Below are 15,550 nucleotides of genomic sequence, written 5' to 3'. Positions count from 1 at the left end.
TTCTTTGACTACCGAACGATATTGTAAGATAAAACGATGTTCATTCAGATTTTTTCTTGGTAAAATAAGAGTAATAACAAAACGTTGGAGCGAGAAAAATGAAAAAAATTGTAGAAGTAAACCATGTCAGCAAGACATATGGTCGTTTAAATAATAAAACAGAAGTATTAGATAATATTTCGTTTACCGTTGATGAAGGCGAATTTGTGGGGATTATGGGTCCCAGCGGTGCTGGGAAATCGACACTGTTGAATGTCTTATCCTCGATTATTTTGCCAACCGCAGGAATCGTGCGCATCGCCGGACAAGATATTTTAAAAATGCGAGATAATCAATTAAGTGATTTTCGAAGAAACGAAATGGGGTTTATTTTTCAATCGTTTAACCTAATTGATACGTTAAATGTGAAGGACAATATTCTGTTGCCTTTAGCTGTAGAAAAAGTTTCATTAGAAGAAATGGATAAACGTTTGTTACATGTGACTTCGATTTTGGGGATTCAGGAGCTTTTATCTGCTTATCCACCAGAGATATCTGTGGGACAAAAACAAAGGGTAGCAGCTGCTCGTGCTTTGATTACGAACCCTAAAATTATTTTTGCAGATGAACCAACTGGCTCGCTGGATTCAAAATCAGCAACAGAATTGTTGAAATATTTAGCTGAAATTAATCTACATGATGATGCCACAATTTTGATGGTGACACATGACCCGTACACGGCCAGTTTTTGCAATCGCATCTTATTCATTAAAGACGGTGCGATTTTCTCAGAAGTTGTTCGTCAAGGATCACGTAAGGAATTTTTTAATCGTGTGATAGATATGCAAGCAACGATTGGTGGAGGCGGGCGCGCAAATGATTTTTAAACTATCATTAAAAAATTTAAAAGCTCATGTACCTAACTATCTGGTTTATTACATTAGTATGACTTTTGCAGCGGTCGTTTATTATTGTTTCCGTGCGATTGCTTACAACCAGCCTCTTGTCGCAGGTGCAGGCCGTGATATCGAAATTAAGCGATCTTTAGGACTCGGTAGTACCTTAGTCACGATTATTATTTTGGGCTTTATGTTGGCAGCAAATCGCTTTTTTATAGGCAAACGTAGCCAAGAAATTGGCTTGTATCGATTAATTGGCTTGAGAAAGAGCCAAGTTTCACTAATTTTTTTAGTGGAAAATTTAGTTTTAGGCTTTGTTTCACTAATTAATGGGATTATTTTAGGAGTGATTTTCACCAAGTTGTTTTCAATGATTTTAGCCAAAGTTATGTTTTTAGAAGTCCCCAGTTTCTTCTATATTTCTTGGCGTTCCGTTATTGAAACCGGTGTAGCTTTTGCATTTATGATTTTGATTGTCTGCTTAAGAAGTATTTGGATGATTTATCGTTATCCATTGTCGCAGCTTATGCACCAAGAAAAAATTGGTCAAATTAATTATAGTCGTTTAACGAAACGGCGGCAGTTTCTAGGTATTTTAGGACCTATTTGTTTACTGGCTGGTTATTTTATTGCGTTTGATTTTCGGAATTTAGCGACAGGTATTGTGTATAAACAATTAAATGATTCATTGGATATCTCGATTCCGATGATTATTACATTGACGCCTTTTATCATTTTGGGTCTATGTGTGGTGGGAACTTATTTATTTTTCCGTTATACCATGTATTTTATCATTCGCTTATTTAATCATAGAAAAAAATGGTATTACCAAGATTTACGCATGATTACTTTAGGCAATGCCAAACGCTACTTATTTAAAAGTAGCAAAACACTCACTGGTTTGACCTTATTAATTGCGACAGCCTTGAGTGGGATTGGCGTGATGGTTTTTGTGTATACGATTAGTATGCACACGGTCAACAGTGATGGCCCCGTGGACTTTTTAGTTTCACAGGAAAGCTATCCTAAATTGAAGAAAGTTCTTGATGAAGCGAAGGACACCAAAATAAAAAATGAAGTGACACTTTCTTATAAAATTACTGGAATTGAACGCAGTTTGCGAATTGGTCAAGCGCAAGAGGAACAAGAAACGATTGAAGCAGTTAATGTTTTATCTTTCTCCAACTACCGTAACTATCAAAAAATTAATCCTTATTTAAACGATTTACATTTAAAAAATGACCAAAGTGTTATCTATATGGATAGCTTTACCAATATTTTAAGTGGTATGTCTCGTTATGAATCGAAACTGCAATTTGTTGAAGGAGAGAAGGCACAACTGCAACAAGTGCTGCCTAACTATCTAGGCAATTTTTTATTGCAATATTCCTTACCAACGATTGTCGTTTCCGATGCCCTTTATCAGAAAGTGACAAAAAATTCCATTCAGTATCAGATTAACGCCGTAAATGTTGACACGAAAAGCCGTGAAAAACTTTATGAAGCCGTAAATAAACAGATTGCCACAGAATGGCAAGCGCCAATTTTGTATAAGTATGAAAAAAATAACCAGCAGTTGAGTGGTTTTGCCAAACAAATGCCTAACGAAGAGGTAAAGAATACGCAAGATGATGTCACAGAAACTTGGCGGCTAAATATGAATGATCGCTACGCCTCTTTACGCTATGAACGAAAAATTAACGGCTTGACTTTATATGTCTCCATGTTTGTGGCGATTTTAGCGTTGTTTATTACGGGCAGTATTTTGATGTTACGACAACTGTTTTCAGCTGTAAGTGAGCGTCAAGATTACGTGACTTTAAAACGGATGGGTGTTTCTAGTAAAGCGATAACTAAGCAAATTTATCGACAGAATAGTTTGATTTTCTTTCCGCCGATGGTCATTGGGATTTTGCATACTACCTTTGCCATTTATTTGCTAAGCCAATTTATTAAGAGTCCAGGATATTTGTTAGTATATCTTTCTTGTGGAATCTTAATAATTGTTTATCTAATTTTTTATATTTTAACGTCTGCCATTTATGCGCGGATGATTCGACACATCCATTTTTAAAAAACTGTAAAAGCCGTTGTGAAGCGGTTTTTACAGTTTCTTTATGCGAAAAAATTATGAGAGTTCCGTTTATGAAAATCATGAAAATTTAAGAAGTGACGAAATTGTTAGTTTTTTTATTAAATTGTAAGAAATTTCAATGGACTTTGCTGAAATATAGCATAAAATAATGGATAGCGATTAACCTTAGGAGGTGAATGATAATGAAAACAACTTTTCAGAAAATTCTCAATAACGAAAGTCTTAAATTCATCGGTAAAACGTTATTTTATTCTTTCATTGTCATTGCATTAATTTATCTTTATCATTACAAGAATATCAATGGAGGAACCTTCATTTATAACGAGTTTTAAGGAGGCGGCTATACATGGAAAAAGTAATTAATATGATTCAAACGATTGATGAATGGGCACGTAAAGAACCCCAACGTCCTGTTTATTTAACCGAAGAAAAAGTCTCTACGTATGGAGAGTTAAAAGAAAAGTCAGACAATCTAGCCGCTTATTTAGCTGAGCTGAAAACGGACAAGTCAGCGATTGTCGTATACGGAGAATTAGATTTTGAAATGATTGTGAGTTTTTTAGGCGCATCGAAAGCTGGTTTTAGCTATATCCCCATTGATGCACATACACCAAAAGAACGTATTGAACTAATTCTAAACGTAGCCAAACCAACCGCAGTGATTGCTGTGCATGAATGGCCTGAGTTAGCCACCGAAGTGCCAGTAATTACGGCGGAAGAATTAACAGAAATGATGATGCATGCACCTCGGCATGCGCCTGCGTTAATACCTGTCACAGGAGCAAGTAATTACTATATCATTTTCACTTCAGGGACAACTGGCGTACCAAAGGGTGTGCAAATCAGCCATGATAATTTAGTTAGCTTTACGAATTGGTTGTTGCAAGATTTTGGTTTAGAAGAAGGGGCCCGCTTTTTAGCACAGGCACCTTATTCGTTTGATTTATCAGTGATGTCTATTTATCCCGCATTGGCGTTAGGCGGCTCATTAACTCCGTTACCCAATGAAATCATTAACGATTTTAAACAATTATTTACGCGTTTGCCACAATTAACAATCGACGTCTGGGTTTCAACACCGTCCTTTATTGAATTGTGTCTAATGGAACCAAGCTTCGATGGTGAACATCTACCAGCACTGTGCACGTTTTTATTCTGTGGAGAAGAATTACCAAAACAAACGGCTGAGAAATTAGCCGCTCGTTTCCCAACTGCGCATATTTATAATACGTATGGGCCGACAGAAGCGACTGTAGCGATTAGTGCCATTGAAATCACTCAAGAAGTTTTAAAAAGTGTCCAACGTTTACCAATTGGGTATGTGAAAGAGGATACGCAAATTTATATTATGGAAGGCATGTCAAAATTACCTGCAGGTGAAATTGGTGAAATCGTCATTGCTGGACCAAGTGTTTCCAAAGGCTATCTAAATAATCCTGCGAAAACAGCTGAAGCTTTTTTCCAATTAGATGGCGTACCAGCTTATCGCACAGGCGATGCTGGAAAGTTAGTCGATAACCTATTGCAGTATGAGGGACGCTTAGATTTTCAAATTAAATTGCATGGCTACCGCATTGAGTTAGAAGAAGTAGATCATCACTTAACGAATGTTTCCTACGTGAAACAAGCAGTCGTTGTGCCGAAATATCAAGGAAATAAAGTCCAACAATTAATTGCCTATGTCGTTCCGAAAGCACATGAATTTTCAAGTGATTTTCAATTAACTAAGGCAATTAAACAAGAATTAGCCACGTTGACAATGGACTATATGATTCCGCAAAAATTTGTATATGTTGAACAATTACCTTTGACAAGTAATGGTAAAATTGATCGGAAAGGGTTGATGAATGAGGTGAATGCCACATGATGAATTTTCCTCATATGATTCCCTATAATGCGCCGTATTACTTTGTTCTGCTAATTGCGGCCTTGTTGCCGATGATTTTAACTTTAGCCATTAAAGGGACACGTTGGCCTTGGTACCAAACACTCGTGACACTGGTCTTTCTATATATCAGTTTTGGTGGCGAATTTTGGCAACAAGGAGTCGCTCTGATTGTATATGTTATTTATCAAACATTACTAACGTGGGGCTATGCGGCTTATCGAAAAAATAAAAATGCAGGTTGGGTCTTTTATCTGGCTGTCTTTTTAGCTATATTACCGCTTGTTTGGGTGAAAGTTTCTCCCTTCATGACAGGCAAAACAACCTTACTTGGCTTTTTAGGGATTTCTTATTTAACCTTTAAAGCGGTCCAAGTGGTCATGGATTTACGGGATGGCGTAATGAAAGAATATCATCCGTTTCGTTACATTCAGTTTCTCTTGTTTTTCCCGACTATTTCTTCAGGACCCATCGATCGTTATCGGCGCTTTGAAAAAGATTTGAAAAACCCGCCGAGTGCGGAGAAATATTTAGACTTTTTAGAAAAAGGAATTTTCTATTTATTTTTAGGATTTTTATATAAGTTTATTATCAGTCATTATCTTGGTGGTGTCTTTTTACCACATGTGGAAAAAATGGCCTTGGCACAAGGCGGTTTATCCTGGTGGACAGTTGGCTATATGTATAATTACAGTTTGTATCTATTCTTTGATTTCGCAGGCTATAGTTTACTGGCCGTTGGCACAAGTTATTTAATGGGCTATGATACACCAATGAACTTTAACAAACCGTTCCTAAGTTGGAATATTAAAGAATTCTGGAATCGTTGGCACATGACCTTATCTTTTTGGTTCCGTGATTACATTTACATGCGCTTAATGTTTTTCTTAATGAAAAAGAAAGTCTTTAAAAGTCGGATCGTGACTTCTAATATTGGTTACTTTGCGTTGTTCTTAATCATGGGCATTTGGCATGGATTAACGTGGTTCTACATCGCTTATGGGCTCTACCATGCAACACTAATTTGTGTGACAGATGCTTGGCTACGTTTTAAGAAAAAACATAAAGACAAGATACCATCAAACAAATTTACACATGCATTTGCAGTCTTTTTAACTTTCCAAGCGGTTTGTGTCAGCTTCCTGATTTTCTCAGGATTTTTAGACAAACTATGGTTTAAATAAATAAAAATAAAAATAAAAATAAAAATATAAAGGGGCAATTTATAATGAACATTCAAGAAACAGTATTAAACATTTTAGAAGATATTACAGGAACAGACGAAGTTGTGAACAATCAAGACATTCAATTATTTGAAGAAGGATTATTGGACTCTTTAGCGACGGTTCAATTATTAGTAGAAATTGAAGGACAATTAGGAATCCAAGTTCCTGTATCAGACTTTGACCGTGAAGTATGGGGAACACCAAAACAAATCATTCAACAAGTGGAAGCTTTACAATAATGTCTAGAAAAAAACGACTAATCAGAATCTTAGGTCCAGTGCTTTGTTCAGCGGTCTTGGTTGCAGTGTTCTTTTTTGCACCGTTCAGAATCAATTTAACTTCCGAAAAAACGTTGAAGGAAGCATCAACGTCAATGGCACCGAACGTTTTAAAAGGCAATGTGATTAAAAACAAAGCAGTGGCTTCTGGTAAATATGTTCCTTTTTTTGGCTCTTCTGAATTAAGTCGATTTAGTGCTTTCCACCCTAGTGTGCTCTCTGAAAAGTATCAACGGAACTACCGACCGTTTTTACTAGGAGAAGCGGGCACACAGTCATTAACCCAAGCGATGGTCATTCATTCGATGGGCGATGCGATTGCCAATAAGAAAGCGGTCTTTATTTTATCTCCGCAATGGTTTGTCAAAAAGGGTGTACCTAATGATAGTTTTGGTGCACACTATTCACAATTACAAACCTATCAATGGTTAGCTAATTTAACCGAATTAACCAGCGGTGACCAATATCTAGCACAACGTTTGACCAAATTTCCAGTTGTTCAAAAAGACAAAGTCTTAATGGAAACCTTGGCAAATCTGCAGGCAGGGCAACTTCCCCAACGCTCTCAACGAGATTATTTTATAATGAATCTCCGTTTCTTGAATCGTGAAGATGAATTGTTTAGCCAAATTGGCATGGTTAGCAGAGAACCAATTGTTGAAAAAGATATGAAACAATTACCTGCTACTTATAATTTTAATGAATTAGATCAGCTAGCTGGAAAAATTGCGGCAAAAGCCATTAATAATAATAAATTTGAAATTAGTAACGGTTTTTATCGCCAACGGATTAAACCAGTTTTACCGAAATTAGCTCATTCACAAAAGAAATGGGATTATCGTTTTTCTCCAGAATATGGTGATTTCCAAGCTGCGTTAGAACAGTTAGCAGAAAAAAATGTCGATGTTTTATTTGTGATCCCACCTGTTAACAAACGTTGGTCGGACTATACGGGCTTGTCACAAGATATGTTGCAACAAGTAGCACGCAAGCTGAAATATCAACTTCAAGAGCAAGGGTTTACTAACATTGCTGACTTCTCAACATGTAGTAATGAACGCTACTTTATGGCGGACACGATTCATTTAGGTTGGCGTGGTTGGCTCGCTGTTGATCGTCAAGTAGATGAATTTATGAAACAACCTGCGTCTAAAAAGTTAGCGTATCAAATTGATGATCGTTTTTATCAGACAGATTGGCAACAACAAAATCCATTGGTCTTACCTCAATTTTAAGAAGGCAAGATGGATCAAGTACCAATTATCTGAAGCGGACTAGAAACGCTTCGTAACAATGAAAATAGCCTGTACCTGCCGTTGAATAACGAGCGTGCAGGCTGTTTTTTCGTTTATTTTTAGTGGAGAACGTTGCTCAATTTATTTTTTTGTAAGTATTTTTTTAGTTCGTGTTATAATGGATAAAATTGGTTTTTGAGGGGAGTTATTTTTATGGATGCAAAAGAAGAAAAAATGTTAATTGATTTAACAAGTGCTAAAGGGATTGCTGGGAATGAAGACGAAGTACGTTCGTTATTTAAAAAGTATGCAGCACCGTATGCGGATAAATTTTTATATGATGGCCTTGGCAGTATTATTGCAAAAAATGTTGGTGATAAAGAAGGACCAAAAGTCTACATTTCTGGGCATATGGATGAAGTCGGTTTCATGGTTACCCAAATCACAGAAAAAGGCTTTTTAAAATTTCAAACCGTTGGCGGTTGGTGGGGGCAAGTGATGTTGGCCCAACAAGTTCAGATTAAAACCACGACTGGTAAGGTTTACCATGGTGTCATTGGGTCTAAACCACCACATGTGTTAACAGCGGAAGTTCGTAACAAACCCTATGAGATTGCAGATATGTTTATTGATATTGGTGCAAGTAGCGATCAACAAGTTGCAGAATGGGGGATTCATCCAGGAGATATGGTGACACCATATATTGACTATCGTCGCATGAATGATACAAAATTTTTATTGGCAAAAGCGTGGGATAACCGAATTGGTACGGCCGTTTCATTAAAAGTTTTAGAAAATTTAGCGACAGAAGGGCACCCCAATATTTTATTTGCAGGCAGTGATGTGCAAGAAGAAGTGGGGCTACGCGGTGCGCAAACAAGTACGCATCTTGTGAATCCAGACATAGCGTTTGCTTTAGACACAGGAACAGCTGGTGACACACCAGGAATGACACCTAAAGAAGCCGACTCTGTTTTAGGTGAAGGGCCACAAATTTTGATTTATGATGCATCAATGATTCCGCATAAAAAATTACGTGATTTTGTTATTCAAGTGGCGGAAGAAAATAACATTCCCTTCCAATATACAGTGATTACAGGGGGAGGTACGGATGCTGGCCGCATGCATTTAACGCGCAACGGGATTCCATCATTAGCCATCACGGTGCCTGTTAGATATCTGCATTCACATACCTCAGTTATTCATGAAGATGATTATTTCAACACAGTCAAATTAGTCACAGAAGTGGTGAAACGTCTAGATAAAGAAACAGTCGCTAAATTGACTAGTTATTAGTTTCAGAAAGGATGGAATGAATGAAAAGTTTAGTAACAAATTCGCAACATCGTGCCAATGCTCGCAGAGCTCTTGATGGGCAATGGGGGATCATGGCTTGGTTAACTTTCTTAGGAGTGGTTTTACAGAGCTTCTTAACATCGATTGTGCAAAATTTATTTTCTGGTGAAAATCAAGTTTTTCAAAGTAGTTTTGCCGCAGTATTACTGCAAATTTTTGTTTTATTCGCGTTAAGTTATGCGCTATATTACGCAGCCTTGAAGGTGTTGCGTGGTGAAAAGGTGCGGGTCAATATTTTAATGAGTGTTTTTCAAGGAAAATATTATGGTCCGCTATTTGTGGTCAACCTACTTCAAAAAGTACTTGAACGTGTAATTGGTTTGTTATTTTTGTTACCAATTTTATTTGGGGCAGGGACAACCTTGTATTTCAAATTGATGTTTAATACAGTTACACCAGAGGAAATCCAAGCCTTTTTCTTAAATGATTTTTCCTTTTTCCTAGCGTTTGGCGTCGCCTCTATCTTAATCTTTTTAATTGGTTTATTTGTGAGTGGCGTTTTTCAATTTGCTGTGTGGCTACGTTTTGATAATCCAGAACTGCCAATTATGATGGCATTGAAACAGGCGTTATATTTAATGAAAAATCGTTTTTGGCAATATTTATGTTTACAATTTTCTTTTATTGGTTGGTATATTGTGGGCTTTTTAGCTATTGGTATCGGTCTATTATGGGTGATTCCTTATAACTATGTAGCGTTAGCTAGTTTTTATCAAACTGCCTTAGAAGAAAAAGGTTTAGCCGAAGAATAAAAAAGAAGCTTGAATCCTTCGTTATCTCGACAAAGGGTTCAGGTTTTTTCTTTGGTCTTTTTGTGAAAATTTAAGCGTTTTAACCTCGTTTTTCCGTTATTTTATGGTAACATGGAAGTATCGTATTGAAGGAGGTTGTCCACACATGAAATTGACTGTCTTAGGCTGTTTAGGTGCTTATCCATACAAAGGAGAAGGAACGAGTTCCTATTTGTTAGAATCTGAAGGCTTTCATTTGCTTATTGATGCAGGCAGTACGACATTAGTGCGTTTAGAAAACTATCTAGATCCATTGAAATTAGATGCTGTCATTCTGTCGCATTACCATCATGACCATATCGCAGATTTAGGTGTTTTACAATATTATCGTCAGCTTTATCCAACGCTGGAACCGACGCCTATTTTGCCAATATATGGCCATACACAAGATCAAATGCATTTCAAAGAACTAACGCTTCCTAACGTTTCCGAAGGGAAAGAGTATTTTGAAGCAGAAGAGTTGGCAGTAGGACCATTTTTAATTACTTTCATGGAAACGATTCATCCTGTCACTTGTTACGCGATGCGGATTGTTGAAAAAGCGACTGGCAAAGTCTTTGTCTTTACAGGAGACTCTGGTTACTTAGCAAGTTTTGAAGACTTTGCAAAAGACGCCGATTTATTCTTAGCGGATACGTACTTATTTGAAGGTAATGAACGACATCATGCACATTTTACGTCAAGAGAAGCGGGTGAAATTGCCAAAGCAGCACAAGTCAAACAATTGATGTTGACCCATTTACCACAACATGGGTCATTGGAACAACTACGGGAAGAAGCGCAAAACTATGCTGGAACGGAAATTCCAGTGACATTAGCCCAACCAGATTTAACAGTTGAGATTTAAAAAAGTAACTATACCAAGGGAGAGAACCGATTGTGATTTTTGTACCGAATGAAAATAATGACCCACGAGTGAACTTAGCAATTGAAACATATTTGTTAACAGAAATGCCTTTAGATGAGCCCATTCTTTTATTTTACATTAACGAGCCGTCAATCATTATTGGCCGTAACCAAAATACAATTGAAGAAATTAACAAAGAATATGTAGATGAGCACGGCATTCATGTTGTTCGTCGCTTAAGTGGCGGCGGCGCCGTTTATCATGATCATGGTAATTTGAATTTTAGTTTTATTATGCCAGATGACGGCAACTCTTTCCGTGATTTCGCAAAAGTTACCCAACCAATTATCCAAGCATTGCACGACTTAGGCGTTGAAGGTGCCGAATTAAAAGGGCGCAATGACCTAGTGATTAATGATATGAAGTTTTCAGGAAATGCGATGTACGCTACCAACGGCCGCATGTTTGCGCATGGAACCTTAATGTTTGATAGTGATATTGATGAAGTTGTAAATACATTGAAAGTACGGAAAGATAAAATCGAATCTAAAGGTATCAAGTCTGTTCGTTCACGGGTAACAAACATTAAACCATTTTTATCTGAAGATAAACAAGATATGACAACGGAAGAATTCCGCCAAGAAATTCTTTTGAAAATTTTCGGCGTAGATTCGATCGACCAAGTTAAAACGTATGAATTAACTGATCAAGACTGGGCGGCTATTAACAAAATTTCAGAGCAATACTATCGCAATTGGGATTGGAATTATGGTAAATCACCTGCATTTAACTTAGAACGTCGCCATCGTTTTCCAATTGGTTCAATTGAAATGAAAATGAATGTGGCGGATGGTGCCATTCAAGAAATTAAAATCTTTGGGGACTTCTTTGGTCTTGGTGAAATTAAAGATGTTGAAGATATTTTAACCGGCGTGAAATATGATAAAGCTTCTTTAGAAGAAGCCATTGATCAAATTGACGTTAAAAAATACTTTGGCAATATCGAAAAAGAAGATTTGCTTGGGTTAATTTATTAAAAAAAAGACAGCCGTTTCAAACGGTTGTCTTTTTTCTAGCTAAAAATAATTTTTAGCTTTTAGAAAGGTAGTGCTATGTGCAAAATCGTCGAAACGATTTTTATCAGGGAACTATCAAATAGCTCGCCTGCATATGTACTTGAACCAAGTCAAGTCCGGGAATTTGGTTATGTGCTTCACTATAAATCACTATCTGTAAAGAGTATACAAGATTTCCTTTCTTTTGTGATATCAAATTTTTACAGACAAAGTAGTAAAATTTGACGTTTCTTATTTTGGCAAGGTTATAGGCTTGTTTTGGGGCTTGAAATAGCAAGAATTAATAGTGATTTAAGGGAAAATATTAACATATGTAGAAGTATTTTTATAAGAAATAACGAGAAAAAATCAATAAGTATGTTCTTGAGGGCTACTTTTTGACGTTTTCTAATTAAAACTTAATAAAAAATAGCAGAAACAAAGAAAAAATGTGCTTACAAGAAGTAATCCGCATTTAGCTAGGAAGTTAAGAATGTGCATGTTATTTTCAAACAAATAATAAGAATCCTATTTCAATCCTTTACAGAGGAACAAGGACTTCGTATAATAAAGGGACGAAAAGGAGCGAAAGTGATGAGAAACGAAATGATGCATCGACCAGTCGTTAAACCAGAATTGGTTGAGTATATGCGTACAAAACAAAAGAAACTTCCCGGAGAATTAGGTGCAGTGGAGGCGGAAGCCAATGAAGCAGGGGTGCCGATTATTCCGCACGAAACAGTAGTTTTTCTACAATTTTTGCTAGGACAACTAAAGCCCAAAAATATTTTAGAAATCGGGGCAGCAATTGGTTTTTCTTCAAGCTTGATGGCCCAATTTGTTGGTGAAGATGGTCACGTGACCACGATTGATCGTTTTGACGTAATGATAAAAAAAGCGAAGAAAACCTACCAACGCCTAGACTTAGAAGAAAAGGTCACTCTTTTAGAAGGACAAGCAGCTGAGATTCTACCAACGTTGGAAGGACCTTATGACTTTATTTTTATGGATAGTGCCAAATCAAAATACATTGAATTTTTACCTGAATGTTTACGGTTGCTACCAGTTGGCGGCGTTTTAATGGTGGATGATGTATTTCAAGCTGGGACAATTTTAGACCCTGCTGAGGAAGTACCGAAAAAAAATCGAGCGATTCATCGTAAATTAAACCAATTTTTAGATGTAGTCATGACGCACCCTGATTTAACTTCTACTTTAGTTCCTCTTGGTGATGGAGTTATTTTAATTACCAAAGAGAAAGAAACGATTATTTTAGATAGTTAAAGAATGTCTTCACAAAAAGAAAGCGAATCATTAAAAAGCAAGTTCTTTTAATGATTCGCTTTCTTTTTTATGTTATTTAAAAAGTTATCTCGCTATTTCTAATTGAGAATGATAATCATAAAATTCTCAATAGGACAGTATTATGTGTTAATAAAACCTCTTTTGTTTATAATTATTCTATTGACGGAATAATTATAAACTGTTATCCTTAAAGAGTAAAAAAACAGAGGAGGAACGACAATGAATTTAATTAATCAAAAACTTTTTGACTTTGAATGTGATGCCTATCACGATGGTGAATTTACACGAGTATCAACAGAAGATATTTTAGGAAAATGGAGTATTTTCTTCTTTTATCCAGCTGATTTTTCTTTCGTGTGTCCTACGGAATTAGGGGATATGCAAGAGCATTATGCGCATTTACAGGAATTAAATTGTGAGGTTTACTCTGTTTCAGAAGATAGTCATTATGTGCATAAAGCATGGGCTGACGCTACAGAAACGATTGGAAAAATTAAATATCCAATGTTAGCCGATCCCAACGGTCAACTTGCTCGTTTCTTTGGCGTTTTAGATGAAGCTTCTGGAATGGCTTACCGTGCTTCATTTATTGTGAGTCCAGAAGGTGAGATCAAATCTTATGAAATCAACGACATGGGTATTGGTCGTAATGCTGAAGAACTTGTTCGTAAATTAGAAGCTTCTCAATTTGTAGCAGAACATGGTGATAAAGTTTGTCCAGCCAATTGGCAACCAGGAGAAGAAACAATTGCGCCAAGCTTAGATTTAGTTGGTAAAATTTAAATTCACTTTGTAAATAGAGGTCAAAGAGTTGGATAAAACAGAGAAAATGTTTTGTTCAGCTCTTTTTCTGAAACACAGAAGAAAGAGGAGAAGCAAGTGACAGAAGAAATCTACGATTTGATTATTATTGGTGGCGGATCAGCTGCTTTATCTGCAGGTATCTATGCAGGTCGCGCAATGATGGATACCTTAATTATTGAAAAAGACAAAATTGGCGGACAAGTAACGACGACTTCTGAAATTGTGAACTATCCAGCGATTCGTCACACAACAGGTCCAGAACTAATGGAAGAAATGCGCATTCAAGCACAAGACTTCGGTGTAGCTTTTACAAAAGACGAGATTATTGATGTTGATTTTAGTCAAACGATAAAAACTGTTCAATCAGCGAGTCAAACCTATCAAGCATATGCAGTATTGATTGCGACAGGGGCCTCTGCTCGTAAAATTGGTTTCCCTGGTGAAAGTGAATTTACAGGACGCGGCGTGGCCTATTGTTCTACTTGTGATGGGGAGTTTTTCCAAGGCCTAGATATTTTTGTGATTGGTGGCGGTTATGCAGCAGCGGAAGAGGCCGTTTATTTGACACGTTACGGTAAATCAGTAACGATGATTATCCGAGAACCCGATTTTACATGTGCAAAATTAACTGCGGAGGCGGCTAAAAATCACCCGAAAATTAAGATTGTTTATAACACAGAAGTGAAAGAAATTACGGGAGATGATTTTGTCCGGAAAGCTGTGTTTGTCAATAACCAGACGGGAGAAGAAACGGTTTATGAAGCGCCAAAAGACAGTACATTTGGTCTGTTTGTTTTTGCTGGAAATAAACCAAGTACAGAAATTTTTGAAGGAAAAATTGCCTTAGACCGTGGGTATGTGCCAACAACTGAAAATATGGAAACCAATATTCCCGGAGTTTATGCAGCAGGAGATTTACGAATAAAAGAATTACGTCAAATTGTGACGGCGGTTGCAGACGGTGCAATTGCCGCCACTCATGCGCAACGTTACGTGACAGAACAAAAAACACAGGCGGGCCAACCGATTGTAACGAAGCGAATGACTGAACGATTAGCTAATCAATCTGCCCCTGAAACAAACAGTCAGCAACCAAAAGAAAAACAGCCAGCGAAAGTTACTGGTAAGCATCAGTGGTTCCCAGAAAGTATGCGCCAACAATTAAGCGGTATTTTCGCTAAACTAACCAAAAAAGTGACATTGCTTCAGTTTTTGGATGCAAGTGATGAAAAATCATTGGAACTTCAGTCATTCTTAACAGAATTTGCAAGTCTGGATCAGAAGATTACTTTAGAAACGATTTTGAAAGATACTGATCCAGCCAAAGAATTGCTGTATGGGATTGAAAAAATGCCTAGCGTTGTGCTCTTAGATGCGGCAGGAAACTATACAGGAATTAAATTTAGTGGTATTCCTAGTGGCCATGAAGTAAACTCGTTGGTTTTGGCGGTTTATAATGTCGGCAGCGAGGGGCAGCCGTTAGAAGCAAGTCTGCAAAAGAACATACTTGCATTGCCAAAAAGAAAAATAGAAATCTTTGTTTCACTAACATGTCATTTCTGTCCCGATGTCGTGGCGGCTTGCCAACATATTGCATCAATTAATCCTCATGTGGAAGCAGAAATGGTGGACATTAGTCTATTTCCAGAGTTGAAAAAAGAAAAGAAAATTATGAGCGTTCCAGCAATGCTGATTGATGGAGAACAAATGATTTTTGGTTCAAAAACAATGACCGAAATTATTGAAGCCTTGGCTTAAAAGAGGCGGAAAAAGTAATTAGCCTAAAGAACCTAAG

Annotated in this window: 14 protein-coding genes; all 14 read left to right on the top strand. The window is 37.0% G+C overall.

Annotated features, from left to right (window positions below):
* Window positions 1-98 precede the first annotated feature (98 nt).
* The 14 genes from AB1I62_RS12355 (at window position 99) to AB1I62_RS12290 (ending at window position 15,513) form a co-directional block, all read left to right on the top strand.
* Window positions 99-866, top strand: a complete 768-nt coding sequence (locus tag AB1I62_RS12355) for an ABC transporter ATP-binding protein (protein ID WP_002356382.1) — start codon at window positions 99-101, stop codon at window positions 864-866.
* Entirely contained in the window at window positions 856-2,952 is a 2,097-nt protein-coding gene (locus AB1I62_RS12350; RefSeq protein ID WP_002384061.1) for an ABC transporter permease, read from the top strand. The genes AB1I62_RS12355 and AB1I62_RS12350 overlap by 11 nt, the downstream gene beginning before the upstream one ends.
* A 203-nt stretch (window positions 2,953-3,155) precedes the next feature.
* On the top strand, window positions 3,156-3,305 hold the full coding sequence (locus tag AB1I62_RS12345; RefSeq protein ID WP_002356384.1) for a teichoic acid D-Ala incorporation-associated protein DltX: 150 nt from the start codon (window positions 3,156-3,158) through the stop codon (window positions 3,303-3,305).
* A 14-nt stretch (window positions 3,306-3,319) separates the two neighbouring features.
* Complete coding sequence (dltA, locus tag AB1I62_RS12340; RefSeq protein ID WP_048737868.1) at window positions 3,320-4,840, top strand: D-alanine--poly(phosphoribitol) ligase subunit DltA; 1,521 nt, start codon at window positions 3,320-3,322, stop codon at window positions 4,838-4,840.
* Window positions 4,837-6,042: a D-alanyl-lipoteichoic acid biosynthesis protein DltB gene (gene dltB, locus AB1I62_RS12335; RefSeq protein WP_002382500.1), complete on the top strand. Its 1,206-nt coding sequence runs from the start codon at window positions 4,837-4,839 to the stop codon at window positions 6,040-6,042. The genes dltA and dltB overlap by 4 nt, the downstream gene beginning before the upstream one ends.
* Window positions 6,043-6,086: 44 nt before the next feature.
* Window positions 6,087-6,323 carry a D-alanine--poly(phosphoribitol) ligase subunit DltC gene (gene dltC, locus AB1I62_RS12330; RefSeq protein ID WP_002356389.1) on the top strand — a complete coding sequence of 79 codons (237 nt, stop codon included), beginning with the start codon at window positions 6,087-6,089 and terminating at the stop codon, window positions 6,321-6,323.
* Window positions 6,323-7,597 carry a D-alanyl-lipoteichoic acid biosynthesis protein DltD gene (gene dltD / locus AB1I62_RS12325; RefSeq protein ID WP_002356390.1) on the top strand — a complete coding sequence of 425 codons (1,275 nt, stop codon included), beginning with the start codon at window positions 6,323-6,325 and terminating at the stop codon, window positions 7,595-7,597. The genes dltC and dltD overlap by 1 nt, the downstream gene beginning before the upstream one ends.
* Before the next feature lie 213 nt (window positions 7,598-7,810).
* Window positions 7,811-8,893, top strand: a complete 1,083-nt coding sequence (locus tag AB1I62_RS12320; protein WP_002367214.1) for a M42 family metallopeptidase — start codon at window positions 7,811-7,813, stop codon at window positions 8,891-8,893.
* 20 nt (window positions 8,894-8,913) lie between these two features.
* The gene (locus AB1I62_RS12315; protein WP_002356392.1) at window positions 8,914-9,705 is read left to right on the top strand and encodes a DUF975 family protein; all 792 of its coding nucleotides are present in this window, start codon (window positions 8,914-8,916) and stop codon (window positions 9,703-9,705) included.
* A 145-nt stretch (window positions 9,706-9,850) separates the two neighbouring features.
* Window positions 9,851-10,591, top strand: coding sequence for an MBL fold metallo-hydrolase (locus tag AB1I62_RS12310; RefSeq protein ID WP_002356393.1), 741 nt, complete (start codon window positions 9,851-9,853; stop codon window positions 10,589-10,591).
* Window positions 10,592-10,623: 32 nt separating this feature from the next.
* Entirely contained in the window at window positions 10,624-11,628 is a 1,005-nt protein-coding gene (locus tag AB1I62_RS12305; protein WP_002388433.1) for a lipoate--protein ligase, read from the top strand.
* 612 nt (window positions 11,629-12,240) lie between these two features.
* Window positions 12,241-12,930, top strand: coding sequence for an O-methyltransferase (locus AB1I62_RS12300; protein WP_082153371.1), 690 nt, complete (start codon window positions 12,241-12,243; stop codon window positions 12,928-12,930).
* A 240-nt stretch (window positions 12,931-13,170) separates the two neighbouring features.
* A complete protein-coding gene (gene ahpC, locus AB1I62_RS12295) occupies window positions 13,171-13,734 on the top strand; it encodes an alkyl hydroperoxide reductase subunit C (RefSeq protein ID WP_002356396.1) in 564 nt (187 codons plus the stop codon).
* A 96-nt stretch (window positions 13,735-13,830) separates the two neighbouring features.
* Window positions 13,831-15,513, top strand: coding sequence for an FAD-dependent oxidoreductase (locus AB1I62_RS12290; RefSeq protein WP_048737872.1), 1,683 nt, complete (start codon window positions 13,831-13,833; stop codon window positions 15,511-15,513).
* Window positions 15,514-15,550: the final 37 nt, after the last annotated feature.

This window comes from Enterococcus sp. AN402 (assembly GCF_040719405.1).
Lineage (GTDB): Bacteria > Bacillota > Bacilli > Lactobacillales > Enterococcaceae > Enterococcus > Enterococcus faecalis.
The sequence above is the reverse complement of the archived record's forward strand: the minus strand, read 5'-3'. Positions and strand labels throughout refer to the sequence as shown.

Excerpts from the sequence above, each read along its gene's own strand:
- AB1I62_RS12355 (WP_002356382.1), top strand. The coding sequence starts at position 99 with ATGAAAAAAATTGTAGAAGTAAACCATGTCAGCAAGACATATGGTCGT.
- AB1I62_RS12350 (WP_002384061.1), top strand. The coding sequence starts at position 856 with ATGATTTTTAAACTATCATTAAAAAATTTAAAAGCTCATGTACCTAAC.
- AB1I62_RS12345 (WP_002356384.1), top strand. The coding sequence starts at position 3,156 with ATGAAAACAACTTTTCAGAAAATTCTCAATAACGAAAGTCTTAAATTC.
- dltA (WP_048737868.1), top strand. The coding sequence starts at position 3,320 with ATGGAAAAAGTAATTAATATGATTCAAACGATTGATGAATGGGCACGT.
- dltB (WP_002382500.1), top strand. The coding sequence starts at position 4,837 with ATGATGAATTTTCCTCATATGATTCCCTATAATGCGCCGTATTACTTT.
- dltC (WP_002356389.1), top strand. The coding sequence starts at position 6,087 with ATGAACATTCAAGAAACAGTATTAAACATTTTAGAAGATATTACAGGA.
- dltD (WP_002356390.1), top strand. The coding sequence starts at position 6,323 with ATGTCTAGAAAAAAACGACTAATCAGAATCTTAGGTCCAGTGCTTTGT.
- AB1I62_RS12320 (WP_002367214.1), top strand. The coding sequence starts at position 7,811 with ATGGATGCAAAAGAAGAAAAAATGTTAATTGATTTAACAAGTGCTAAA.
- AB1I62_RS12315 (WP_002356392.1), top strand. The coding sequence starts at position 8,914 with ATGAAAAGTTTAGTAACAAATTCGCAACATCGTGCCAATGCTCGCAGA.
- AB1I62_RS12310 (WP_002356393.1), top strand. The coding sequence starts at position 9,851 with ATGAAATTGACTGTCTTAGGCTGTTTAGGTGCTTATCCATACAAAGGA.
- AB1I62_RS12300 (WP_082153371.1), top strand. The coding sequence starts at position 12,241 with ATGAGAAACGAAATGATGCATCGACCAGTCGTTAAACCAGAATTGGTT.
- ahpC (WP_002356396.1), top strand. The coding sequence starts at position 13,171 with ATGAATTTAATTAATCAAAAACTTTTTGACTTTGAATGTGATGCCTAT.